The following is a 24,680-nucleotide window of genomic DNA, read 5'->3' on the forward strand; positions in this document are numbered from 1 at the left end:
CAGAAGCTTATGTGTTCCTGACATCCTGGCCCAGGTCCGGGACACGCCCGGCACCGGGGGCCGCACCGTTACAGAACACGCGCGTTTCGGGACCGCCCCGTGACACCTCTAAACTGACCACCGTGACCGACAACGCTCAGCAGCAGCCCCCAGCGCCCGACACCGAACTGCCGACCCAGTACGCGCCGGCCGATGTAGAGGGGCCGTTGTACGAGCGCTGGGTAGAGCGGGGTTACTTCGACGCGGACGCCAAGAGCGACAAGCCGCCGTACACCGTCGTCATCCCGCCGCCGAACGTCACGGGCAGCCTGCACCTCGGGCACGCCTTCGAGCACACCCTGATCGACGCGCTCACCCGCCGCAAGCGCATGCAGGGCTACGAGACGCTGTGGCAGCCCGGCATGGACCACGCCGGCATCGCCACGCAGAACGTCGTCGAGCGCGAGCTGGCCAAGGAGGGCAAGTCCCGCCACGACCTGGGCCGCGAGGCCTTCGTGGAGCGCGTCTGGCAGTGGAAGGCCGAGTCCGGCGGCCAGATCAGCGGCCAGATGCGCCGCCTCGGCGACGGCGTCGCCTGGTCCCGCGAGCGCTTCACCATGGACGAGGGTCTGTCCAAGGCCGTCCAGACCATTTTCAAGAAGCTCTACGACGACGAGCTGATCTACCGCGCCGAGCGCATCATCAACTGGTGCCCGCGCTGTCTGACGGCGATCTCGGACATCGAGGTCGAGTACCAGGACGACGACGGCGAACTGGTCTCCATGCGCTACGGCGACGGGGAGGACTCCATCGTCGTCGCCACCACCCGCGCCGAGACGATGCTCGGTGACACGGCCGTCGCCGTCCACCCCGACGACGAGCGCTACCAGCACCTCGTCGGCAAGCTCATCCGGCTCCCGCTGACCGACCGCTCCATCCCGGTCGTCGCCGACACCCACGTCGACCCCGAGTTCGGCACGGGCGCCGTCAAGGTCACCCCGGCCCACGACCCGAACGACTTCGAGATCGGCCAGCGCCACGACCTGCCGTCCATCACCGTGATGGACGAGCACGCCGTCATCACCGTCCACGGCCCCTTCCAGGGCATGGACCGCCTGGAGGCCCGCTCCGCGATCGTCGGCGCGCTGCGCGCCGAGGGCCGGATCGTCGCCGAGAAGCGGCCCTACGTCCACTCCGTCGGCCACTGCTCGCGCTGCAAGACCACCATCGAGCCGCGCCTGTCGATGCAGTGGTGGGTCAAGGTCGGCCCGCTGGCCAAGGCCGCCGGCGACGCCGTCCGCGACGGCAAGGTCAAGATCCATCCGCAGGAGATGGAGAAGCGGTACTTCGACTGGGTCGACAACCTCCACGACTGGTGCATCTCGCGCCAGCTGTGGTGGGGCCACCGCATCCCGGTCTGGTACGGCCCGGACGGCGAGGTCGTCTGCGTCGGCCCCGACGAGGAGCCGCCCACCGGCGAGGGCTGGCGCCAGGACACCGACGTCCTCGACACCTGGTTCTCCTCCGGCCTGTGGCCGTTCTCCACCCTCGGCTGGCCCGAGCGCACCGAGTCGCTCGCGAAGTTCTACCCGAACTCCGTCCTGGTCACCGGCTACGACATCCTCTTCTTCTGGGTCGCCCGGATGATGATGTTCGGCCTGTACGCGATGGACGGCACCCCGCCGTTCCACACCATCGCCCTGCACGGCATGGTCCGCGACCAGTTCGGCAAGAAGATGTCGAAGTCCTTCGGCAACGCGGTCAACCCGCTGGACTGGATGGACAAGTACGGCTCCGACGCCCTGCGCTTCACCCTGGCCCGCGGCGCCAACCCGGGCGTGGACGTGCCGATCGGCGAGGACTGGGTCCAGGGCTCGCGCAACTTCGCCAACAAGATCTGGAACGCGACCCGCTTCGCGCTGATGAACGGCGCGACGGTGGAGGGACCGCTGCCGGACCCGGCGCGGATGTCCGCGACCGACCGCTGGATCCTCTCCCGCCTGAACTCGGTGGTCGCCGAAGTCGACGCCTACTACGACGACTTCCAGTTCGCCAAGCTCTCCGACACCCTCTTCCACTTCGCGTGGGACGAGGTCTTCGACTGGTACGTGGAGCTGTCCAAGACCGTCTTCCAGGCGGGCGGCGAGGCGGCCGAGGTCGGCAAGCGGGTCCTGGGCGAGGTCCTCGACGTCACCCTCAAACTGCTGCACCCGGTGGTCCCGTTCGTCACCGAGACCCTGTGGACCACGCTGACCGGCGGCGAGTCGGTCGTGATCGCCGACTGGCCCACCGACAGCGGCTTCCGGGACACGGCGGCCGAGCAGGAGATCGCCACCCTCCAGTCGGTCATCACCGAGGTCCGCCGCTTCCGCGCCGACCAGGGCCTCCAGCCCGGCCAGCGGGTCCCGGCCCGGCTGACCCTGGACGGCACGGCCCTCGCCCCGCACGAGGCGGCCATCCGCCAGCTGCTGCGGCTCCAGCCCGAGGGCGAGTCCTTCACGGCCACGGCGACCCTGCCGGTGGCGGGCGCCCAGGTCGCGCTCGACCTCTCCGGCACGATCGACGTCGCCGCGGAGCGCAAGCGCCTGGCGAAGGACCTGGCCGCCGCCGAGAAGGAGAAGGCCCAGGCCACGGCCAAGCTCGGCAACGAGGCGTTCCTCGCCAAGGCCCCGGACCACGTCGTGGAGAAGATCCGCACCCGCCTGGCCAAGGCGGACGAGGACATCGCCCGTATCACCGCGCAGCTGGAGAAGCTGCCGCAGGCGTAGCTGCCGTACGAAAGCCCCCGGTGCCGGTGAGCGCCGGGGGCTTTCGCGTGCCCCGCCAGGGGCGCGGGGAACCGCGCGAGGAGCGACCGGAGCCCGCACCCGCGCGACACCCCCCGCCACCCCTTTCCACAGGCGCGCCAAGCCACCGCACCCTTTGTCAGCCGGTCTCCGTAGACTGGGCCCCGTGAGCGACCCGAACGGTACCGACCAGCCCGACCCCCTCGACAGCTTCGAGGAGATCATCGAAGCCGAGACCACCCGCGACCCCGACCTCGCGGTGATCGAGGCCGGCAGCCGCACCCTGCGCACCCAGGGCGGCCCGCCGCAGGCCGACGTACCCGCGCGCCCGGAGGACCCCGAGGTCGACAAGGCGCTGCGCGAGGTCGAGGCCGAGCTGGCCACCCGCTGGGGCGAGACCAAGCTGGAGCCCTCGGTCAGCAGGATCTCCGCGCTGATGGACGTCCTCGGCGAGCCCCAGCGCTCGTACCCCTCGATCCACATCACCGGCACCAACGGCAAGACCTCCACCGCCCGCATGATCGAGGCCCTGCTCGGCGCCTTCGAACTGCGCACCGGGCGGTACACCAGCCCGCACGTGCAGTCGATCACCGAGCGGATCAGCCTGGACGGCGCCCCGATCTCCGCCGAGCGGTTCATCGAGACGTACCAGGACATCAAGCCGTACGTCGAGATGGTGGACGGACAGCAGGAGTTCCGGCTCTCCTTCTTCGAGGTCCTCACCGGCATGGCGTACGCCGCCTTCGCCGACGCGCCCGTGGACGTGGCCGTCGTCGAGGTCGGCATGGGCGGCTCCTGGGACGCCACCAACGTCATCGACGGTGACGTGGCCGTCGTGACCCCCATCGGTCTGGACCACACCGACCGGCTCGGCGGGACCACCGCGGAGATCGCCGGCGAGAAGAGCGGCATCATCAAGCAGGACGCGACCGTCATCCTGGCCCAGCAGCCGGTGGACGCGGCGCAGGTGCTGCTGAAGAAGGCCGTCGAGGTGGACGCCACGGTCGCCCGCGAGGGGCTGGAGTTCGGCGTCACCGCCCGGCAGGTCGCCGTCGGCGGGCAGCTGCTGACCCTGCGCGGCCTCGGCGGCGAGTACCCGGAGGTCTACCTCCCGCTGCACGGCGCCCACCAGGCGCACAACGCGGCCGTCGCGCTCGCCGCCGTGGAGGCGTTCTTCGGCGTCGGCGCCCAGCGCGCGGAGCCGCTGGACATCGACACCGTGCGCAAGGCGTTCGCGGCCGTCTCCTCCCCGGGCCGCCTGGAGGTCGTCCGGCGCTCCCCGACGGTCGTGCTGGACGCGGCGCACAACCCGGCGGGCGCCGAGGCCACCGCGGAGGCGGTGCGGGAGGCGTTCGACTTCAGCCGGCTGATCGGCGTCGTGGGCGCGAGCGGGGACAAGAACGTGCGGGGGCTGCTGGAGGCCTTCGAGCCGATCTTCGCCGAGGTCGTCGTCACCCAGAACTCCAGCCACCGCGCCATGGACGTGGACGAGCTGGCCGCGATCGCCGTCGAGGTGTTCGGCGACGAGCGGGTGCAGGTCGAGCCGCGGCTGCCGGACGCCCTGGAGGCCGCGATCACGCTGGCCGAGGAGGAGGGCGAGTTCGCGGGCGGCGGTGTCCTGGTCACCGGTTCCGTCATCACGGTCGGCGAGGCCCGGCTGCTGCTCGGGAAGGGCTGAGAGACGAGATGCGTACGCTGTGTGCGTCGACCCTGATCGGCGAGTTCTTCATCATCGGCTTCGCCGGGCTGGTCGCCATGAAGGACCCCGACCTGGCCACGTCGACGGTGTGGCTGGTCAGCGGTATCGCCATGCTGCTGTGTGTGCTGCTGTGCGGCATGGTGACCCGCCCCGGCGGGGTGGCCCTCGGCTGGGCCCTGCAGATCGCCCTGATCGCCTCCGGCGTCTTCGTGCCGACCATGTACTTCATGGGCGCCATTTTCGCGGCGCTGTGGTGGGCATCGGTGCACTTCGGGAGAAAGGTGGACGAGGCGAAGGCCCGCTTCGCGGCCGGGTCGCAGCCGTCCTCCTCCCCGGCTGACGCTGCGTGACGGACGCCCCGGCACGCCCTGTAACCTCGTGCCACCGCACCCGTAAGCCGTGTAAGGAGCCCCTCGTGAGCCAGCGCACCCTTGTCCTCCTCAAGCCCGACGCCGTCCGTCGTGGGCTGACCGGTGAGATCATCGGCCGTATCGAGCGCAAGGCCGGCTGGCAGATCACCGCGCTGGAGCTGCGCACCCTGGACCGCGCCACGCTGGAGCAGCACTACGCCGAGCACGTGGGCAAGCCGTTCTACGAGCCGCTGGTGGAGTTCATGTCCTCCGGGCCGGTCGTCGCGCTGATCGTGGAGGGCGAGCGGGTGATCGAGGGCGTGCGCCGGCTGGCCGGCCCGACCGACCCGATCGCCGCCGCGCCCGGCTCGATCCGCGGTGACTTCGGTGTGATCGTCCGCGAGAACCTGATCCACGCCTCGGACTCGGAGGAGTCCGCCGAGCGCGAGGTGAAGATCTTCTTCCCCGGTCGCGCGTAAGGCCCCTGGCGGCGGCGGAGAAGGTCCGGGCGCGGTCCCGGGCCTTTCTCGCACCCCTCGTCCGGGCTTCGCCACAGGGTCCGCGCATTTGAGGGAACGCGCGCCCCCGAACGCCCGTCTCCACAAGCGAGGCGGCACGCCATCTGGTGACAATGGCGGAGACCCTCGCGCAGTGTTCGTGGCGGCGCGTTTACGATGGAAGCCTTCACGTCACAGCACCCGCCTCGCCTCCCTGACATGCCCTCAAAAGCGCAGGAAGGCCAGATGAATCCGGATGGGGAACTCAATGTCGTTCATCGGCCGTGACATGGCTGTCGACCTCGGGACCGCCAACACGCTGGTGTACGTCAGGGGTCGCGGAATCGTCCTGAACGAGCCGTCCGTCGTGGCGATCAACACCAACACGGGTGGAATCCTGGCGGTCGGTTCGGAAGCCAAGAAGATGATCGGCCGGACGCCGGGCAACATCGTGGCCGTGCGTCCGCTGAAGGACGGTGTGATCGCCGACTTCGAGATCACCGAGCGGATGCTCCGCTACTTCATCCTGAAGATCCACAAGCGGCGGTACCTGGCCCGGCCGCGGGTCGTGGTCTGCGTGCCCTCGGGCATCACGGGAGTCGAGCGCCGCGCGGTCATCGAGGCGTCCTCCCAGGCCGGCGCCCGCCAGGTGCACATCATCGAGGAGCCCATGGCCGCCGCCATCGGCTCCGGTCTGCCGGTGCACGAGGCCACGGGCAACATGGTGGTGGACATCGGCGGCGGCACCACGGAGGTCGCGGTGATCTCGCTCGGCGGGATCGTCACCGCCCAGTCCATCCGCGTCGCCGGGGACGAGCTGGACAACGCGATCATCCAGTACATCAAGAAGGAGTACAGCCTGCTGCTGGGCGAGCGCACCGCCGAGCAGATCAAGATCACCATCGGTTCGGCGTACGAGCTGGAGACCGACGAGCACACCGAGGTCCGCGGCCGCGACCTGGTGTCCGGGCTGCCGAAGACGGTCGTCATCTCGGCGGCCGAGGTCCGCAAGGCCATCGAGGAGCCGGTCAACGCGATCGTGGACGCGGTGAAGACCACCCTCGACAAGTGCCCGCCGGAGCTGTCCGGCGACATCATGGACCGGGGAATCGTTCTGACCGGCGGCGGAGCGCTGCTGCGCGGGCTGGACGAGCGGCTGCGGCGGGAGACCGGCATGCCGATCCACATCGCCGAGGACCCGCTGGACAGCGTCGCGCTCGGCTCCGGCAAGTGCGTCGAGGAGTTCGAGGCGCTCCAGCAGGTTCTGGACGCCCAGCCGCGCAGATGACGCCGCTCCTCCATTCCGCCGTACGAGACGTTCTCCTCTCGTGCGGCGGATCGTTGATATAGAGGCATACGCTCCCCCCTATTGGGTCTCTTCGGTTTGCGCGGCGCCATTCGCGTTTTCCCAGGGGCCCGCCGAATTCCTACTTGAGGAAGGGCACGGCCGCCGCACGTGAGGGACACGAAAGAGAGCCGGCTGCTCCTGGTCCTGCTGGTCGCCATCGCGTTCGCGCTGATCACGGTGGACATCCGCGGAGGACGGAACTCCCCGGTCGACGGTGCCCGGCACGCCGCCGCGGCCGTGTTCGGCCCGGTCGAGGACGGGTTGTCCGGTGTGGTCGACCCGGTCGGCGACGCCGTCTCCGCCGTCCGCGACTCGGGCACCCGGCACGACCGGCTCGCCACGCTGGAGAAGGAGAACGCGGCCCTGAAGGCCAAGCTCGGCAGCGACGACCGCAACCGCAGCCGCCTCAAGCAGCTCGACAAGCTGATGAAGATCGCCGGCGAGGGGCAGTACGCCATCAAGGGCGCCCAGGTCATCGCCATAGGGTCGGCACAGGGCTTCTCCTGGACCATCACCATCGACGCGGGCGCCGACGACGGCATCAAGCGGGACATGACCGTCCTCAACGGGGACGGCCTGGTCGGCCGGGTCACCACCGTCGGCCCCGGCACCTCCACCGTGCTGCTCGCCAACGACCCGGACTTCACCGTCGGCACCCGCATAGAGGGCAACGACGAACTCGGCTTCGCCTCCGGCCAGGGGGACCGCCCGCTGCGCGTGGAACTGCTCAACGGCAAGGCGGAGGTGAAGAAGGGCGACCGGCTCGTCACCTTCGGCTCGCAGGCCGACAAGCCGTTCGTGCCCGGCGTCCCCGTGGGCGTGGTCTCCCGCGTCGACCCCTCCGGCGGCGGCCTCACCCGCACCCTGTACGTCACCCCGTACGTCGGCTTCACCAAGCTCGACATCGTCGGCGTGGTCGTGCAGGGCCCCAAGAAGGACCCGCGGGACACCGTGCTCCCGGCCAAGCCGAAGCCGGTGCCGACGCCGACCGTCACCGTCACGGTGACCCCGTCGGCCGGCGCCCCCGTCCCGGACGGCGACGCCAACACCGACACCGACACCGCCAGCGACGAGCAGCAGTAGGAGCCGAATTCCATGCGTGTGAACCGGATCCTGCTCTCCAGCGCGCTGGTCGTGGTGGCCCTGGTGATCCAGGTGAGCGTCCTGGCCCGGCTGCATCTGCCGGGCGCGGTGCCCGACCTGCTGCTGCTCACCGTCCTGGGCCTGGCGATGGTGTACGGCCATGTGGGCGGCGCCCTCGTCGGGTTCGGCGCCGGTCTGCTCGCCGACCTGGCCCCGCCCGCCGACCACGCGGCCGGCCGCTACGCCCTCGTGCTGTGCGTCACCGGCTACTTCTCCGGTCTGATCCGGCCGGAGAACGGCCGGCTGAAGTCGGCGACCGGGCCGATGGCCGTCGTGGTCGCCGCCGCCGTCGGCTCCACCCTGCTCTACGCCGGGGTGGGCGCCCTGGTCGGCGACACCGCGGCCCGCCATGTCGGCCTGCCCGGGCTGCTGTTCTCGGCCGCCCTGTACGACCTGCTGCTCGCGCCGTTCGTGGTGCCCGGGGTGATGTGGCTGGCCCGCCGCGCCGACAACGACCCGCTCACCGAGTCCGGCCCCGCCACCAAGGCCGGTGACATCTCCTCCGGCTGGCTGTCCTCCGGCACCGGCCTGCGCGTCGGCGACCGGCGCGGCGGCCTCGGCGCGCTGAAGGCCAAGGCCCGTACCCGTTCCGCCCGGGTCGGCCGCATCAAGGGGGTCAAGCGGCTGTGAGCGGCGACGGGTTCGCACCGGGCAGGTTCACTCGAACGGGTCGCCTGTCCTGGAACGCGAGTTCACAGGCGGTTCGTTCATCATGCGTACGGGGGTGGCGGGTTCGCACCCGGGCGCCTCGTACGGCCATGGCACGCACCGACGTCCGCGCGCGGACGTCCGCGCACTGAGAGGGGGAGACAGCAGCAGTGACCAACATTCCCGAGACCGGCCGGACCCCGCGGGTCCAGATCCGGCTCGTCGTGATCCAGATCCTCGTCCTCTCCCTCCTCGGCACGCTCGGCGGCCGGCTGTGGTACCTCCAGATCCGCGAGGGCGCGGAGTACCAGAAGGAGGCGTCCGGCAACCACGTCCAGCAGGTGGTCCAGCCCGCCGTGCGCGGGGACATCCTGGACGCCCGCGGCGTGCCCCTCGCGGACAACGAGACGCGGCTGGTGGTCTCCGCCTCCCGTACCGACCTGACCAGGCAGAAGGACGGCGGCAAGGCCGTTTTGACCAAGCTGGCCGGGGTCCTCGGCATGAGCCCGACGGAGGTCATGCAGAAGGTCCGGCTGTGCGACGCCAAGACCTCCCGGCCCTGCTGGAACGGCTCGCCGTACCAGCCGATCCCGATCACCGACGAGGCCACGCCCAAGCAGGCCCTGCAGATCCGCGAGCGCTCCGAGGACTTCCCCGGCATCACCGCCGAACCCGAGGCCGTGCGCCGCTACCCGAGCCCCGGCAAGTCCAACACCGCGCAGGTGCTGGGCTATCTCTCGCCCGTCACCGACGAGGAGATCCAGAAGGCCAAGGACACCGACTCGCCGTACCTGCGCTCCGACATGGTCGGCCGCTCCGGCCTGGAGCGGACGTACGACAAGGTGCTGCGCGGCAAGGCCGGCGTCACCCGCTACGAGGTCGACAACCTCGGCCGGGTCATCGGCAAGGCCGAGTCGGAAGCGGCCGAGCCCGGTGCGAACCTGGTGACCAGCATCGACTCCCGCGTCCAGCGGGTCGCGGAGTACGAGCTGGACAAGGCGATGAAGGCCGCCCGCCAGCAGTACGACAAGATCACCGGCACCAACTACAAGGCCGACTCCGGTGCCGTGGTGGTCATGGAGGCCAAGACCGGCCGGATCGTCGCGATGGCCTCCGCGCCGACCTACGACCCGAACGTCTGGGTCGGCGGCATCTCCGCCAAGGACTACCAGGCGCTCACCGGCAAGGACTCCGACTACCCGCTGCTGAACCGGGCCATACAGGGTCAGGCCGCGCCCGGTTCGACGTTCAAGGTGATCTCCACGGCCGCCGCCGTCGAGGCCGGCTACCCCTTCGACGGGCGCTACCCGTGCACCAGTTCCTACTCGGTGGGCAGCCAGGTCTTCAAGAACTTCGAGGGCGAGAACTTCGGCCCCATCTCGCTGGGCCGCGCCCTGGAGGTCTCCTGCGACACCGTCTTCTACTACCTGGCGGACAAGGAGTGGAAGAAGGACGGCGGCAGCAACCCCAAGGGCCGCCCGAAGGACTACTTCTACAAGGCCGCCCACCAGTTCGGCCTCGGCAAGGGGACCGGCGTCGACCTGCCCAACGAGGTCACCGGCCGCGTCCCCGACCGCCGCTGGAAGCAGGCGTACTGGGAGGCCAACAAGGACGCCTGGTGCAGGACCGGCAAGAAGGACGGCTCGTACGTCGAGAAGATCGCCTACGAGAACTGCCTCGAAGGCAACAAGATGCGCGAGGGCGACTCGATCAACTACTCCATCGGCCAGGGCGACACACTGGTCACGCCGATCCAGGAGGCCGTGATCTACGGCGCCGTCGCCAACGGCGGCACGATGTACCAGCCGACCATCGGCAAGGCGGTCATCAGCCCCGACGGCAAGACCGTGCGGGAGATCAAGCCGAAGAAGCGCGGGAAGCTCCCGGTCAGCCAGGCCACCCTCAAGGGCATGGACGACGCCTTCGCGGGCGTCATGACCCGCGGTACGGCGGCCTGGAAGTTCGGCGGCTGGCCCCAGGACAAGATCCCGCTGCACGGCAAGACCGGTACGGCGGAGGTCTACGGCAAGCAGACCACGTCCTGGCTGGCCACCTACTCCGAGGACTACACGGTGATCATGACGATCGCCCAGGCCGGTACGGGTTCCGGTGCCTCCGGTGAGGCTGTGCGCAACATCTACAGCGCGCTCTACGGCGTCCGGGGCGACGGCTCCATCGACGACAGGAAGGCGCTGCTGCCCGAGCCGCAGAAGGGCCTGCCCAAGGTCCGCACGGACGGCACCATCGCCGCCCCGAAGATCACCGGCGACCCGGCGAAGGACACCGAGACCGCCCAGAAGGACAACCCGACCAACGGCGACGACCAGCTGCCCGCGGGTACCACGCCGTCGCCCACGACCGGCAACCGCGACACCCGCAGGCGCCGCGGGCACCGGGCCCGGGGAAGCCGGAGGAGGTCCGCATGACCGGCACGAACAGCTTCTCCGTCTCCCGCTACGGCCCCGAACGGCCCGGCTGGACCAGGCTCTTCGCCCGCGACTCGCTCACCCGCCGGCTGGACTGGCCGATCCTGCTGGCGGCCACCGCGCTGTCCCTGCTGGGCTCCCTGCTGGTCTACTCGGCGACCCGCAACCGCACCGAGCTGAACCAGGGCGACCCGTACTTCTTCCTGCTGCGGCACCTGATGAACCTGGGCATCGGCATCGCCCTGATGATCGCCACGGTCTGGCTCGGCCACCGCGCCCTGCGCAACGCCGTGCCGGTCCTCTACGGCCTGTCGGTGCTGCTCGCCCTGGTCGTCCTCACCCCGCTCGGGGCGACGATCAACGGCCAGCGCAACTGGCTGGTCATCGGCGGCTTCTCGCTCCAGCCGGCCGAGTTCCTCAAGATCTCGATCATCCTGGGCATGGCCATGCTGCTGGCGGCACGGGTGGACGCGGGCGACAAGCCGTTCCCCGACCACCGGACGGTGTTCCAGTCGCTGTGCCTGGCCGCCGTACCGATCATGATCCTGCTGCTGATGCCCGACCTCGGCTCGGTGCTGGCCATGGTGGCGATCATCCTGGGCGTGCTGCTCGCCTCCGGTTCCTCCAACCGCTGGGTGTTCGGCCTGCTCGCCGCCGGAGTGATCGGCTGTGTGGCGATCTGGCAGCTGCACATCCTGGACGAGTACCAGATCAACCGGTTCGCGGCCTTCGCCAACCCGGACCTGGACCCCTCGGGCGTCGGCTACAACACCAACCAGGCCCGCATCGCCATCGGTTCCGGCGGTCTCACGGGAGCCGGGCTCTTCCACGGCTCGCAGACCACCGGCCAGTTCGTGCCCGAGCAGCAGACGGACTTCGTGTTCACGGTCGCGGGGGAGGAGCTGGGCTTCGTCGGCGCCGGTCTCATCATCTTCCTGCTGGGGCTGCTGCTGTGGCGCGCCTGCCGGATAGCGCGCGACTCGACCGAGCTGTACGGGACGATCGTGGCCGCCGGGATCGTCGCCTGGTTCGCCTTCCAGTCCTTCGAGAACATCGGCATGACCCTCGGCATCATGCCGGTCACCGGTCTGCCCCTGCCCTTCGTGTCGTACGGCGGCTCGTCCATGTTCGCCGTGTGGGTGGCCATCGGACTGCTCCAGTCGATCAAGGTGCAGCGCCCGATGTCGGCGTAGGCCTCCCGGTGGCGGCGGCGCCCCCTGCCGCGACGGCGCCGCCGCCACTAGATTTCGGTGCATGGCGGACACGAAACGCGAGATCGAGCGCAAGTACGAAGCCGACGGCAGCGGGCTGCCCGACCTGACCGGCGTCGGTCCGGTGGCCGCCGTCCTCGACCGGGGCGTGGTCGAGCTGGACGCCACCTACTACGACACCGCCGACGAACGCCTGGCCGAGGACGCGCTCACCCTGCGCCGGCGCACCGGCGGCTCGGACGCCGGCTGGCACCTGAAGTTCCCCGTCGCCCCCGGGGTCCGCGACGAGATCCGGGCCCCGCTCGGCGACACCGTCCCCGAGGAGATCGCCGCGCTCGTCCGCTCCCGGGTGCGCCACCGCGCGCTGGTGCCGCTGGTCCGGCTGCGCTCGGTGCGGGACGTGCGGCACCTGGTCGACGCCCAAGGCGCCCTGCTGGCCGAGGCGAGCCTCGACACCGTGACCGCCGAGCGGCTGACCGGCCCGGGCGGCACCGCCCGGTGGACCGAGATCGAGGTGGAACTGGCCGACGGCGGCGACCCGGCCCTGCTCGACCGGCTGGACAAACGGCTGCGCGCGGCCGGGGTGCGGCCGTCCGCCGCCGCGTCGAAACTGGCCCGCGCCCTGGCGGAGACCGCGCCCGACCGCCCCGGGAAGCCGGCCGGGCCCGCCGCCCCCGCGACCGCCGGCGACCACGTCCTCGCCTACCTGCGGGCCCAGCGGGACGCGCTGGTCGCGCTCGACCCCGCCGTACGCCGGGGCATCCCCGACTCGGTGCACCGGATGCGGGTCGCCACCCGCCGCGCCCGCGCCACCCTGCGCACCTTCACCGGCGTCCTCGACCGCGCCGTCACCGGCCCCGTGGGCGCCGAGCTGAAGTGGCTCGCGGGCGAGCTGGGCGTCGAACGCGACCACGAGGTGCTGGCCGACCGGCTGACCAGCGCCCTCGACGCGCTCCCGCCCGCCCTGGTCACCGGCCCCGTCCCGGAACGGCTCACCGCCTGGGCCGAGGCCCGCCCCGGCACCCATGCCCATCTGGCCGGCGTCCTGGACTCCCACCGCCATCTGGCCCTGCTCGACGCCCTGGACGCCCTCCTCGCCGACCCCCCGCTGCGCGCGGCCGCCGGACGGAAGCCGAAGAAGGCGCTCGCCAAGGCCGTACGCAAGGACGAGCGGAAGCTGACGGCCCTGATCGAGCACGCGCTCGCCCTGCCGGCGGGCCCGGAGCGCGACCGCGCGCTGCACGAGGCCCGCAAGAAGGCCAAGCGCACCCGGTACGCGGCCGAGGCCGCCACCGACGCCCTGGGCGCCCCCGCCCGCACCCTCACCAAGGCCATGAAGGGCCTGACCACCCTGCTCGGCGACCACCAGGACGGCGTCATGGCCCGCCACACCCTGCGCGAGCTGGCCGCGGTGGCCCACGCGGCGGGGGAGAACACGTTCACCTACGGGCTGCTGTACGGCAGGGAGGAGGGCCGTGCCGCCCGGCTGGAGGCGGAGCTGGCCGAGCGGTGGAGGAAGATCGCCGGCGGGCTGTCCGGCTGAGCGTGCGGGGCGGCCCGCCGGTCGGGTTACGCTTGATGGTCACCCCCCCCAGCCTCCGGCCGGGGGTCCCCCCGTCAGCTCATGAAGGTTCGCGAGATGCCTGTCGAGTCGGTTTTCCCGCAGCTCGAAGCTCTGCTCCCGCACGTGCAGAAGCCGATCCAGTACGTCGGCGGAGAGCTCAACTCCACGGTCAAGCCGTGGGACGAGTGCGACGTCCGCTGGGCGCTCATGTACCCGGACGCGTACGAGGTGGGTCTGCCCAACCAGGGCGTCATGATCCTCTACGAGGTCCTCAACGAGCAGCAGGGCGTGCTCGCCGAGCGCACCTACAGCGTCTGGCCGGACCTGGAGGCGCTGATGCGTGAGCACGGCGTCCCGCAGTTCACGGTGGACAGCCACCGCCCGGTGAAGGCCTTCGACGTGTTCGGCCTCAGCTTCTCCACGGAGCTGGGCTACACCAACATGCTCACCGCGCTGGACCTGGCGGGCATCCCGCTGGAGTCCCGGGACCGCACCGAGGACGACCCGATCGTCCTGGCCGGCGGTCACGCGGCCTTCAACCCGGAGCCGATCGCCGACTTCATCGACGCGGCCGTGATCGGCGACGGCGAGCAGGCCGTCCTCGACATGACCCGGATCATCCGCGAGTGGAAGGCCGAGGGCCGTCCCGGCGGCCGCGAGGAGGTGCTGTTCCGCCTCGCGAGGACGGGCGGGGTGTACGTCCCGGCGTTCTACGACGTGGAGTACCTGCCGGACGGCCGGATCGCCCGTGTGGTGCCCAACCGCTCCGGCGTGCCGTGGCGGGTCTCCAAGCACACGGTGATGGACCTGGACGAGTGGCCGTACCCGAAGCAGCCCCTGGTGCCGCTGGCGGAGACGGTCCACGAGCGGATGTCCGTGGAGATCTTCCGCGGCTGCACCCGCGGCTGCCGCTTCTGCCAGGCCGGCATGATCACCCGCCCGGTGCGCGAGCGTTCCATCACGGGCATCGGCGAGATGGTCGACAAGGGCCTGAAGGCGACCGGTTTCGAGGAGGTGGGCCTGCTGTCCCTGTCCTCGGCCGACCACAGTGAGATCGGTGACGTCGCCAAGGGCCTCGCGGACCGGTACGAGGACGACAAGATCGGCCTCTCCCTGCCCTCCACCCGCGTGGACGCCTTCAACATCGACCTGGCCAACGAGCTGACCCGCAACGGCCGCCGGTCCGGTCTGACCTTCGCCCCCGAGGGCGGCTCGGAGCGCATCCGCAAGGTCATCAACAAGATGGTCTCGGAAGAGGACCTGATCCGCACGGTCGCGACGGCGTACGGCAACGGCTGGCGCCAGGTGAAGCTGTACTTCATGTGCGGCCTGCCGACGGAGACCGACGACGACGTCCTCCAGATCGCCGACATGGCCACGCGCGTGATCCAGAAGGGCCGCGAGGTCTCCGGCTCCAACGACATCCGCTGCACGGTCTCCATCGGCGGTTTCGTGCCCAAGCCCCACACCCCCTTCCAGTGGGCGCCGCAGCTGTCGGCCGAGGAGACGGACGCGCGCCTGGCGAAGCTGCGCGACAAGATCCGCGGCGACAAGAAGTACGGCCGCTCGATCGGCTTCCGCTACCACGACGGCAAGCCCGGCATCGTGGAGGGCCTGCTCTCCCGCGGTGACCGCCGCATCGGCGCGGTGATCCGCGCGGTGTACGACGACGGCGGCCGGTTCGACGGCTGGCGCGAGCACTTCTCCTACGACCGCTGGATGGCGTGCGCGGACAAGGCCCTCGCCCCCTTCGGCGTGGACGTCGACTGGTACACCACCCGGGAGCGCACCTACGAGGAGGTCCTGCCCTGGGACCACCTCGACTCCGGCCTGGACAAGGACTGGCTCTGGGAGGACTGGCAGGACGCCCTGGACGAGACCGAGGTCGAGGACTGCCGCTGGACGCCGTGCTTCGACTGCGGTGTCTGCCCGCAGATGGACACTCACATCCAGATCGGCCCGACCGGCAAGAAGCTGCTGCCGCTGACGGTGAAGAACGCCGGCCCGGCACCGGCCGCGAGCGGTCACGCGCACTGAGGCCGGCCAGACGGCCGGTCGGGTGACTGGTCCGACCCTGCCGGCGTTCGCGGCTCGTTCGCTCCTTGGAGTGGCCTTGTGTCCCCCCGATCTGGAATGAGCCGGATCGGGGGAATCCCTTCTCTTGGCACGCGGCAAGGATGGCCGACGGCCAACACGAGGAAGGGAGCCCTCATGTCGGAACTCGCCCGCCTGCGCAGAATCGGCCTCGCGGTAGGTACGGCAGCGGTGCTGATCACGGGCCTGGCCACCAACGCGCAGGCAGCCACGGGAACGATCCGGTACTTCGATGTCAATCAGCAGGAGTTCCAGATCTCCAACCCCCCGGACAACGTCTGCATCAACCTCCAGGTCCGGGCGGACCTGATCGCGAACGAGACGAACAAGACGGTGCGCGTGTACCTCAACCAGAATTGCGCGGTTCGCGTCACCGATCTGGCTCCCGGCCGGGCAGTGGCCCATGTCGGAGGCCCCCGCTCAGTCCGCGCCCTGGACTGAGCGGGCCATGAGGATCATCGGAGGCTCCGGGTCCGTCCGGCCGCGGCGGGTCGCCCTGCTCACCCAGTGCGCCGTCGCGGCCGTCGCCCTCCTGACGCTCACCGCCGCGACGAGTCCCCCCGACACCGGCCCACGGGTCCCCGCGGACCCGGCGGCCGTGGTCCGGGAGTGGAACGCCATCGCCACCGACACGGTCACGGCTGCCCTCGGTCCCCGTCCGTCCGGGCAGGCGGCGGTCTGGCAGGGGTTCGTCTCCGTCGCCGTGTACAACGCCGTGGTGGGGATCGAAGGCGGCTACACCCTGTACAAGTGGCGTGAGCGCGGCCCGGCCGGGGCCTCCTCCGCGGCGGCCGCCGCCACCGCGGCCCACGACGTCCTGCTCACGTACTTCCCCGCCTCCAGGGAGCGGCTCGACACCGCCTACGCGGACTCGCTCGCCGCTCTCCCGGCCGGTCCGGCCAGGGACCGGGGCGTGCGCTACGGCAAACGTGCCGCCGCCCGCGTCGTCGGACTCCGGGAAGGGGACGGCAGGTTCGCGGACGTCCCGTTCACCGCTTCCCCGGCGCCGGGCGTCTGGCGGCCCACTCCGCCCGCCTTCCAGCCGTTCATCGACACCTGGCTCGCCAGGCTCCGGCCCCTCCTGCTCACCTCGCCGCGGCAGTTCCGTCCCGGCGGACCGCCCGCCCTGTCCTCGGCCGCCTATGCCGCGGACATCCGGGAGCTGAAGGTCATGGGCGCGCGGACCGGTTCGGGCAGGACCGCGCGGCAGACCGAGACCGCCCTCTTCTTCGGCGGCAACCTGGTCGCGCAGGTCCAGACGGCCGTACGGGACCACGCCGCCCGGCACCGGCTCGGCATCGCCCGGACGGCCCGGCTGTTCGCCGCCGTGAACGCCTCGGCGGCCGACGCCGTCGTCACCGCGTGGGACGCCAAGCTCCACTACGCCTTCTGGCGGCCGGTCACCGCCATCCGCCTCGCCGGCACCGACGGCAACCCCGCGACGACGCCCGACCCGGCCTGGGAACCCCTGCTGCCCACCCCGCCGCACCCCGACTACATCGCCGGCCACACGACCGTCGCCGCCGCCGTGACCCGCGCCCTGACCGGCGTCCTCGGCACCTCGCGCATCGACCTCGACGTCCCCTCGGAGATCACCGGCACCACGCGGTACTACCGGACGGCCGACGACTTCAACCAGGATGTCGTCGACGCCCGCGTGTGGGCCGGCGTCCACTCCCGCACGGCGGACGTCGACGGCCGCCGGGCCGGCACCCGCCTGGCCGCCTGGGCACTGGACCACTACTTCCGGCCGGTCGCCGGGCACGGCACCACCGGCTGAACCACGAGCCGGAAGACCCGGCACTGTGTCGCGGTGAACATGACAGATCGGGATCCGATCGGCCGGCCCGCGCGTCTTTCCGGACATGGATCTCCAGAAGCCGCCCGACCCGCGCCACCAGCCCGAAGGGTGCCTCGTCGTCGCCGTCCGCCTGCCCGTGCGGATCGTCGCCCTGGTGCTGGTCGTGCCGGTGCGCATGGTGTGGGACGCGCTCGTCGTCACCGGCCGGCTTCTGCGCGACACCGTACTCACACCACTCGGACGGGCCCTCCTGTGGACCGGCAGGGCCCTGTTCGTCTGGCCCTTCATGGCCCTTTGGCGGTACCTCCTGGCCCCCGTCGGCAGGGCGCTCGCCTGGCTCGGCCGGGTCCTCGTCGTCGTACCGGCCGTGTGGTGCTACCGGTACGTCCTCACTCCCGCCGGACACGCCCTCGCCCGGCTGGCGCGCGGGATCGGCGCCGGGCTCGCGTGGGTGTACGCGCGCGTGCTGGTCCCCGCCGGGCGCGCGCTGGCCTGGCTGCTGAAGGGCGCCGGCGCCGTCCTGGCCGCCCTCGGACTCGGCGTGTACGCGGTCGTCGCCTGGCTGGTGCGGTACCTGGTCGTCGTTCCCGCGCGATGGCTCTACACCTGGGTCCTCGCCCCCGTCGGCCGGGCCGTCGCCTGGTGCGCGCGAGGAGTCGCCTGGCTGCTGGGCCTCCTCGTCACCGGGATCGGCCTGGCCCTGTACTGGACCGCCCGGGTGCTGCTCGTCCTGCCCGCGCTCGCGCTGTGGCGCTGGGTGCTGGCGCCCGTCGGCCGGTTCCTGGCGCTCGTCGCCCGCGAGGTGCGGGACGCCCTCGGACACGCCTGGCGGATCGCCGGGCGGATCTCCCGGGCCGTGGGGCGCGCCCTCGGCACCCTCCTGCGGTGGATCTTCGTGGAACCGGTGCGCTGGGCGTACCGGACCGTCCTCACCCCCGTCGGGCACGCCGTACGCCACGCCGTCCTGAAGCCCGTCGCCGCGGGCGTACGCGCGGTCGGACGGGTTACCCGGGAAGCGGTGACCACGGCCCGCGACACGGTACGGCAGGCCCGCGCCGAGGTCCGCCGGATGCTGTTCGGCGGCCCCCGGCAACCGGTCGCGCCGGACCGGCGGGAACCCGTGGCCCCTGACACACGTACTCTTGGTAGGAGTACGACCGCACTCACGAAGGACTGAACGACACTGGGCAAGCGACAGCCCGAAGGCCCGCCGCCCGCACCCGCGGTGCAGCGCATTCGTCTGCGCTACACCAAGCGCGGCCGCCTGAGGTTCACCAGCCACCGAGACTTCCAGCGCGCCTTCGAGCGGGCGCTGCGCCGCGCCGAGGTGCCCATGGCGTACTCGGCCGGGTTCACGCCGCACCCCAAGGTGTCGTACGCCAATGCCGCACCCACCGGCACGGGCAGTGAGGCGGAGTACCTGGAGATCGCGCTCACCGCACCGCGCGACCCGGAGACCCTGCGCGTCCTCCTGGACGAGTCGCTGCCCGCCGGGCTCGACATCGTCGAGGCGGTCGAGGCACGGACCTCCGGCCTCGCCGACCGGCTGACGGCCTCCGTGTGGGAGCTGCGGCTGGACGGCGTGGAGCCGGCCGAGGCCGAGCGCGCGGTGGAGGCCTTCACCAAGGCCGACGCCGTGGAGGTGCAGCGGATGACGAAGAACGGCGTCCGCACCTTCGACGCCCGCCCGGCGGTGGTGAGCCTGGAAACGCACGGTGCTCCGGCTGATAGGCCGAGCGACCGGCCCTGTGCGATACTGCGGCTGGTTGTTCGGCACGTGACGCCTGCCGTACGACCCGACGACGTCCTGTCCGGTCTCCGCGCCGTGGCCGACCTGGCGCCGCCGGTCCCCGCAGCGGTGACCAGGCTGGCGCAGGGGCTGTTCGATGAAGAGACCGGCACGGTGACCGACCCGCTCGCGCCCGACCGCGAGGCTGCCGGGGCCCTGACGGCCCAGTCGGCCGCCGCGACGGCGCCCATGCCGGAAGGTCCCGCGTAGGGACGGACGTCGTAGCGCCGCCCTCGTACTCGGGAGCCACCTGGGTCGGGCAGCGCACCGACCAGAAGACTTTCGCCAGGCCGTACCGACAAGGCGTACGGAACCGGCGAGACAGGACACAGAGTGCTCCCGTGCGGCGCCCGCGCCCCGGACGGCGGCCACCGCGCATCGCGCGGGCCGCGGACGTCAACGGCGGACGGTCCCAGACCGGCGCCGGACCAGGTGCGGCGCCCGGGAGCCTGACGGGAGATTCGCCCGCATGCTCGGACCGAACGAACCCCAAGAGGGTTCCGAACTGAACACCCCCAGCGACACCCTGCCGCCGCGCAGGCGCCGCCGTGCCGCCTCCCGCCCGGCGGGCCCGCCCGCCGCGGCGGCCGAGGCGCCCGCCGAGGTCACCGTGCCGGCCATACCGGCCGCCGAGACCGACGAGGTCGCCGAGGTGGTCGCGGACGGCGAGGCCACCGCTGCCGAAGAGGCGCAGGTGACCGAGGCGGCGGCAGAGGCCGCCGAGACCGCCGTGCGGGAGGCGCCCGCCGAGGCCGCTCCCGCGCGTCCGCGCCGCCGGGCCACGCGCCGTGCGTCGGCGCCCGCCGGTGCGTCGGCGCCCGCCGAGGCCGCGGAGACCGTCGTCCCGGCCGCCGCCGAGACGGCCCCCGCCGTCGCCGAGGCCGGCGAGGTCGTCGTCGGCGAGGAGGCCGCGCCGCGCCGCACCCGTCGCCGGGCCACGCGCAGCGTGTCCGCGCCGACCGCCGCCACGGAGCCGACCGCCGCCGGAACCGCTCCGGCCGTGGAGACGCCCGCCGAGACCGCTCCGGCTGTCGAGACGTCCGCCGAGGAGGCCGTGCGGGAGGCGCCCGCCGAGGCCGCTCCCGCGCGTCCGCGCCGCCGGGCCACGCGCCGCGTGTCGGCCCCCGCCGGGGCGTCGGCGCCCGCCGAGACCCCCGAGCCGTCCGCCCCGGCCGCCGAGACCGTCGCCCCGGCCACGCCGGAGGCGGCGCAGGAGCCGGCCGCCGAGGAGAGCGCCGAGCCCGCGCGTCCGCGTCGTCGGGCCACGCGCCGTGCGTCGGCGCCCGCCGGTGCGCCGAAGGCCGCCGAGGCGGAGCCCGCCGCCCCCGAGGTGACCGAGCCCGCCGCTGCCGCTCCGCAGGAGCCGGCCGCCGCCGAGGAGAGCGCCGAGCCCGCGCGTCCGCGTCGTCGGGCCACGCGCCGTGCGTCGGCGCCCGCCGGTGCGCCCAAGGCCGCCGAGGAGACGCCCGCCGCCGAGGCGGAGCCGGTGCTCCAGACGCCCGCCGAGACGCCCGCCGAGGAGGCTGCCGAGGCGCCCGTGGAGGAGGCCGCCCCGCGCCGTACCCGGCGCCGGGCCACCCGCCGGGTCTCCGCGCCCGCCGGCGAGGAGGCCGCCGAGGCCCCCGCCGCCAACCGGGCCGAGGAGCGGACTCCGGCCACCCCCGCGGAGCCGGAGGCCCCCGTGACCACGCACACCACCGAGCCGGCCACCGCCGCGCAGGCCCCGCAGATCCCCGCGCCGGCCGCCGAGGCCGCCGCTCCGCGCCGCGCCCGGCGCCGGGTCGTACGCGCCGCGTCCGGGTTCGCCGAGCCCGCGCAGCCCACCGAGGCCAAGGCCGCCGAGCCCGCCGAGCCCACGGAGTCCGCCGCGCCCGCCGCGGCGAAGGGCAAGCGCCGTCCCGCCCGTCCCGCCGTCGCCGTGTTCCAGGCGCCGGTGTTCACCGAGCCCCGGTTCCAGACCCCGGAGCGGGCCGCCGCCGAGGCCGCGGCCGAGGCCGCCGGGACGGAGGAGCCCGAGGAGCCCCAGGAGTACGCGGAGGAGCGCGCCGAGACCGGTACCCGCCGGCGCCGGCGCCGCCGCGCCGCCGCCGAGGAGACCCGGCCCGTCGAGACCGCCGCCGAGGAGGAGCCGGAGGAGGCCGAGGAGGCCCCCGAGTCCGCCGAGGACCTCGCCGACGGCGAGGAGGGCGACGACACCGAGGGCGCCGAGGGCTACGAGGAGTCCGGCTCGCGCCGCCGTCGCCGCCGGGGCGGACGCCGCCGCCGGCGCGGTGACGCCGCCGACGGCGAGTCCGGCGAGGGCGTGGACGCCGACGCCGAGGAACTGGCCGCCGAGCAGGCCGCGCAGGACGCCGAGGACACCGCCGAGCAGGAGGAAGAGGACGCCGAGGAGGGCCGCGCCGACGACAGCGCCGGGTCCAGCTCCAGCAGCCGTCGGCGCCGTCGCCGCCGGCGCCGCGCCGGGGACACCACCGTCGACGCCGAGCCGTCCGCCGACGACCCCGAGCGCACCGTCGTCAAGGTCCGCGAGCCGCGCAAGCCCAGCGAGCCGTCCGACGAGGTCCAGTCCATCAAGGGCTCGACCCGGCTGGAGGCCAAGAAGCAGCGCCGCCGGGAAGGCCGTGAGCAGGGGCGCCGCCGCGTCCCGATCATCACCGAGGCCGAGTTCCTGGCCCGCCGCGAGGCCGTCGAGCGCGTGATGGTGGTCCGCCAGCACGGCGACCGTACGCAGATCGGCGTCCTGGAGGACGGCGTGCTCGTCGAGCACTACGTCAACAAGGAGCAGTCGACCTCGTACGTCGGCAACGTCTACCTGGGCAAGGTCCAGAACGTGCTGCCGTCGATGGAGGCCGCCTTCATCGACATCGGCAAGGGCCGCAACGCCGTCCTGTACGCCGGCGAGGTCAACTTCGAGGCGCTCGGCATGTCGGGCGGTCCGCGCCGCATCGAGTCCGCCCTGAAGTCCGGCCAGTCCGTCCTGGTGCAGGTCACCAAGGACCCGATCGGCCACAAGGGTGCCCGTCTGACCAGCCAGGTCTCCCTGCCGGGCCGCTACCTGGTGTACGTGCCCGAGGGCTCGATGACCGGCATCAGCCGCAAGCTGCCCGACACCGAGCGGGCCCGGCTGAAGACCATCCTCAAGAAGATCGTCCCCGAGGACGCGGGCGTCATCGTGCGCACCGCCGCCGAGGGCGCGAGCGAGGACGAGCTGCGCCGTGACGTCGAGCGGCTCCAGGCGCAGTGGGAGGAGATCCAGAAGAAGGCCAAGAGCGGCAACGCCCCGACGCTGCTGTACGGCGAGCCGGACATGACCGTCCGGGTCGTGCGCGACATCTTCAACGAGGACTTCTCCAAGGTCATCGTCAGCGGCGACGACGCCTGGCAGACCATCCACGGCTACGTCTCGCACGTCGCCCCGGACCTGGCCGGCCGGCTGTCGAGGTGGACGAGCGAGGTCGACGTCTTCGCCACCTACCGGATCGACGAGCAGCTCGCCAAGGCGCTCGACCGCAAGGTCTGGCTGCCCAGCGGCGGTTCGCTGGTGATCGACCGGACCGAGGCGATGGTCGTCATCGACGTCAACACCGGCAAGTTCACCGGCCAGGGCGGCAACCTGGAGGAGACGGTCACCAGGAACAACCTGGAGGCGGCCGAGGAGATCGTGCGCCAGCTGCGGCTGCGCGACCTCGGCGGCATCATCGTGATCGACTTCATCGACATGGTCCTGGAGTCCAACCGCGACCTGGTGCTGCGCCGTCTGCTGGAGTGCCTGGGCCGGGACCGTACGAAGCACCAGGTGGCCGAGGTCACCTCGCTGGGCCTGGTGCAGATGACCCGCAAGCGGGTCGGCCAGGGCCTGCTGGAGTCCTTCTCCGAGACCTGCGTCCACTGCAACGGCCGCGGGGTCATCGTCCATCTGGACCAGGCCACCGCCAACGGTGGCGGCGGCAAGCGCAAGAAGCGCGGCCGGGGCGCCGAGGCGGCCGAGCCGGTGCACGAGCACGTGCACGAGACCGCCGCCGTGGCCGTGGAGGCCGGTACGGCCGTCACGCCCGAGGTGGAGACCGCCGCCGAGGTGGCCGCCGAGGCCGCCGAGCCGGTCGCCCTGCCCGCGCCCGACTTCGCGCCGGACGAGGAGCTGTACAGCAGCGTCGCCGAGGCGGAGGCGGCGGCCACCCGTGGCCGTAGCCGCCGCCGGGCGAGCCGCCGGGCGTCGGCTCCGGCCGGCGCGCCGAAGGCGGAGCGGGCGGAGAAGGCCGGCCGCAAGGCGGAGAAGGCCGAGGCCGAGGCCGTCACGGAGCCCGAGGTGCCGACCGCCCAGGACGTCACCGCCGAGGAGGCGGCGGCGCGCCCGGTGCGGCCGGAGCCCGCCGCGGAGGCGCTGGCCGAGCCGGTGGCCGTCGAGGACCAGGTTGTCCCGGCGCCGCAGGCCGAGGCCCCGGCGGCCGAGGAGGCCGCGCCCAAGGGCCGTACGCGCCGTCGGGCGACCCGGAAGGTGTCGGCCCCGGCCGGTTCCCCCGCGGGCGCCGAGGCGGCCGTGGTGACGGTGCCCGAGATCGCGCCCGCGGCCCCGGTGGAGCAGCCCGCCGCGGTCACCGAGGCCCCGGCCGAGACCGGGAAGCCGGCGGAGGCCGAGCAGGTCGCCGAGCAGCCGGTGACCGAGAGCGCCCCGGCGCCGGCCCGCCCGCGCCGCCGTGCGGTGCGCAAGGCCACCGCGCCGACCGCGCCCGAGGAGGCGGCCGTGGTGGTCGTCCCGTCGCCGGCGTCCGAGACGGCCCCGGCGGCGGAAGCCCCGGCGCCCGAGGCCCCGGAGGCGCAGGCCCCCGTGGCCGAGGCCCCGGTGACCGAGGCAGCCGAGGAGGCCGAGGCGGCCGCTCCGGCCAAGAAGACCGCCCGCAAGGCGGCGGCCAAGAAGGCACCGGCGAAGAAGGCGGCGGCGAAGAAGGCCACCACCAAGAAGACCGCGGCCAAGAAGACGGCCGCGAAGAAGACGACGGCCAAGAAGGCGACGAAGACCGCCAAGACGGCCGCCGCGAAGTCGACGGCGAAGTCCGTGCCGTCGGCCCCGGCCGCCGACGACTGATCGCGCCGCCGTACAGGGTGTGGTCCTGTCCCCGGACAGGGCCACACCCGTTTTTCCCGCCGGTCCCGGCCGGCGTGCGACCGTCCGGCTCCCGGGCACGGCGCCCGAGCCGACCGGGGCGGACGGTCCACACATGAACCAAAGGAGAGAAACCGCGATGATAGGCCTTGTGCTGGCGGCCGGCGCCGGACGGCGTCTGCGCCCCTACACCGACACGCTGCCCAAGGCGCTGGTGCCGGTGGGGCCCGAGGGTGTGGAGGGC

17 protein-coding genes are annotated in these 24,680 nt (G+C 72.6%); all 17 read left to right on the forward strand.

The annotated features are described in order from the left end of the window. Positions 1-122 precede the first annotated feature (122 nt). Complete coding sequence (locus IH25_RS0113560) at positions 123-2,747, forward strand: valine--tRNA ligase (RefSeq protein ID WP_030608205.1); 2,625 nt, start codon at positions 123-125, stop codon at positions 2,745-2,747. A 184-nt stretch (positions 2,748-2,931) separates the two neighbouring features. Beyond that, complete coding sequence (gene folC, locus IH25_RS0113565) at positions 2,932-4,443, forward strand: bifunctional tetrahydrofolate synthase/dihydrofolate synthase (protein ID WP_030608207.1); 1,512 nt, start codon at positions 2,932-2,934, stop codon at positions 4,441-4,443. Between the two features lie 8 nt (positions 4,444-4,451). Next, positions 4,452-4,814, forward strand: coding sequence for a DUF4233 domain-containing protein (locus IH25_RS0113570; RefSeq protein ID WP_030608209.1), 363 nt, complete (start codon positions 4,452-4,454; stop codon positions 4,812-4,814). Positions 4,815-4,879: 65 nt separating this feature from the next. Beyond that, positions 4,880-5,293: a nucleoside-diphosphate kinase gene (gene ndk / locus IH25_RS0113575; protein ID WP_030608212.1), complete on the forward strand. Its 414-nt coding sequence runs from the start codon at positions 4,880-4,882 to the stop codon at positions 5,291-5,293. A 286-nt stretch (positions 5,294-5,579) separates the two neighbouring features. Next, positions 5,580-6,599 (forward strand): rod shape-determining protein, encoded by a 1,020-nt coding sequence (locus IH25_RS0113580; protein ID WP_030608214.1) that lies wholly within the window; start codon positions 5,580-5,582, stop codon positions 6,597-6,599. A gap of 168 nt (positions 6,600-6,767) precedes the next feature. After that, positions 6,768-7,742 (forward strand): rod shape-determining protein MreC, encoded by a 975-nt coding sequence (gene mreC / locus IH25_RS0113585; protein ID WP_051753915.1) that lies wholly within the window; start codon positions 6,768-6,770, stop codon positions 7,740-7,742. Positions 7,743-7,754: 12 nt separating this feature from the next. After that, the gene (gene mreD / locus IH25_RS0113590; protein ID WP_030608218.1) at positions 7,755-8,432 is read left to right on the forward strand and encodes a rod shape-determining protein MreD; all 678 of its coding nucleotides are present in this window, start codon (positions 7,755-7,757) and stop codon (positions 8,430-8,432) included. 188 nt (positions 8,433-8,620) lie between these two features. Next, a complete protein-coding gene (gene mrdA / locus IH25_RS0113595) occupies positions 8,621-10,876 on the forward strand; it encodes a penicillin-binding protein 2 (RefSeq protein WP_030608220.1) in 2,256 nt (751 codons plus the stop codon). Continuing rightward, complete coding sequence (rodA, locus tag IH25_RS0113600) at positions 10,873-12,069, forward strand: rod shape-determining protein RodA (RefSeq protein ID WP_030608222.1); 1,197 nt, start codon at positions 10,873-10,875, stop codon at positions 12,067-12,069. Before mrdA ends, rodA begins: the two co-directional genes overlap by 4 nt. Before the next feature lie 61 nt (positions 12,070-12,130). Beyond that, positions 12,131-13,630, forward strand: coding sequence for a CYTH and CHAD domain-containing protein (locus tag IH25_RS0113605; protein WP_030608224.1), 1,500 nt, complete (start codon positions 12,131-12,133; stop codon positions 13,628-13,630). 96 nt (positions 13,631-13,726) lie between these two features. Next, positions 13,727-15,688, forward strand: a complete 1,962-nt coding sequence (locus IH25_RS0113610; RefSeq protein ID WP_030608226.1) for a TIGR03960 family B12-binding radical SAM protein — start codon at positions 13,727-13,729, stop codon at positions 15,686-15,688. Positions 15,689-15,862: 174 nt separating this feature from the next. Continuing rightward, complete coding sequence (locus tag IH25_RS0113615; RefSeq protein ID WP_030608228.1) at positions 15,863-16,186, forward strand: hypothetical protein; 324 nt, start codon at positions 15,863-15,865, stop codon at positions 16,184-16,186. Positions 16,187-16,193: 7 nt separating this feature from the next. Further along, on the forward strand, positions 16,194-17,525 hold the full coding sequence (locus IH25_RS0113620; protein WP_245172785.1) for a vanadium-dependent haloperoxidase: 1,332 nt from the start codon (positions 16,194-16,196) through the stop codon (positions 17,523-17,525). 85 nt (positions 17,526-17,610) lie between these two features. Then, positions 17,611-18,723: a hypothetical protein gene (locus IH25_RS0113625; protein WP_030608231.1), complete on the forward strand. Its 1,113-nt coding sequence runs from the start codon at positions 17,611-17,613 to the stop codon at positions 18,721-18,723. Between the two features lie 48 nt (positions 18,724-18,771). After that, positions 18,772-19,545, forward strand: coding sequence for a TIGR03936 family radical SAM-associated protein (locus IH25_RS0113630; RefSeq protein WP_030608234.1), 774 nt, complete (start codon positions 18,772-18,774; stop codon positions 19,543-19,545). A 259-nt stretch (positions 19,546-19,804) separates the two neighbouring features. Next, on the forward strand, positions 19,805-24,418 hold the full coding sequence (locus IH25_RS0113635) for an Rne/Rng family ribonuclease (RefSeq protein ID WP_030608237.1): 4,614 nt from the start codon (positions 19,805-19,807) through the stop codon (positions 24,416-24,418). A gap of 157 nt (positions 24,419-24,575) precedes the next feature. After that, the coding region (locus IH25_RS40640; RefSeq protein WP_245172789.1) for a sugar phosphate nucleotidyltransferase at positions 24,576-24,680 on the forward strand (105 nt) is incomplete at its 3' end.

It is taken from the genome of Streptomyces achromogenes subsp. achromogenes (assembly GCF_000720835.1).
In the GTDB taxonomy this organism is placed as follows: domain Bacteria; phylum Actinomycetota; class Actinomycetes; order Streptomycetales; family Streptomycetaceae; genus Streptomyces; species Streptomyces achromogenes.

Bases quoted from the DNA above. Each gene is read 5' to 3' on its own strand.
- mreD (WP_030608218.1), top strand. From the start codon at position 7,755: ATGCGTGTGAACCGGATCCTGCTCTCCAGCGCGCTGGTCGTGGTGGCC.
- IH25_RS0113620 (WP_245172785.1), top strand. From the start codon at position 16,194: ATGAGGATCATCGGAGGCTCCGGGTCCGTCCGGCCGCGGCGGGTCGCC.
- IH25_RS0113605 (WP_030608224.1), top strand. From the start codon at position 12,131: ATGGCGGACACGAAACGCGAGATCGAGCGCAAGTACGAAGCCGACGGC.
- IH25_RS0113580 (WP_030608214.1), top strand. From the start codon at position 5,580: ATGTCGTTCATCGGCCGTGACATGGCTGTCGACCTCGGGACCGCCAAC.
- rodA (WP_030608222.1), top strand. From the start codon at position 10,873: ATGACCGGCACGAACAGCTTCTCCGTCTCCCGCTACGGCCCCGAACGG.
- IH25_RS0113615 (WP_030608228.1), top strand. From the start codon at position 15,863: ATGTCGGAACTCGCCCGCCTGCGCAGAATCGGCCTCGCGGTAGGTACG.
- IH25_RS0113610 (WP_030608226.1), top strand. From the start codon at position 13,727: ATGCCTGTCGAGTCGGTTTTCCCGCAGCTCGAAGCTCTGCTCCCGCAC.
- IH25_RS0113625 (WP_030608231.1), top strand. From the start codon at position 17,611: ATGGATCTCCAGAAGCCGCCCGACCCGCGCCACCAGCCCGAAGGGTGC.
- IH25_RS0113570 (WP_030608209.1), top strand. From the start codon at position 4,452: ATGCGTACGCTGTGTGCGTCGACCCTGATCGGCGAGTTCTTCATCATC.
- IH25_RS0113635 (WP_030608237.1), top strand. From the start codon at position 19,805: ATGCTCGGACCGAACGAACCCCAAGAGGGTTCCGAACTGAACACCCCC.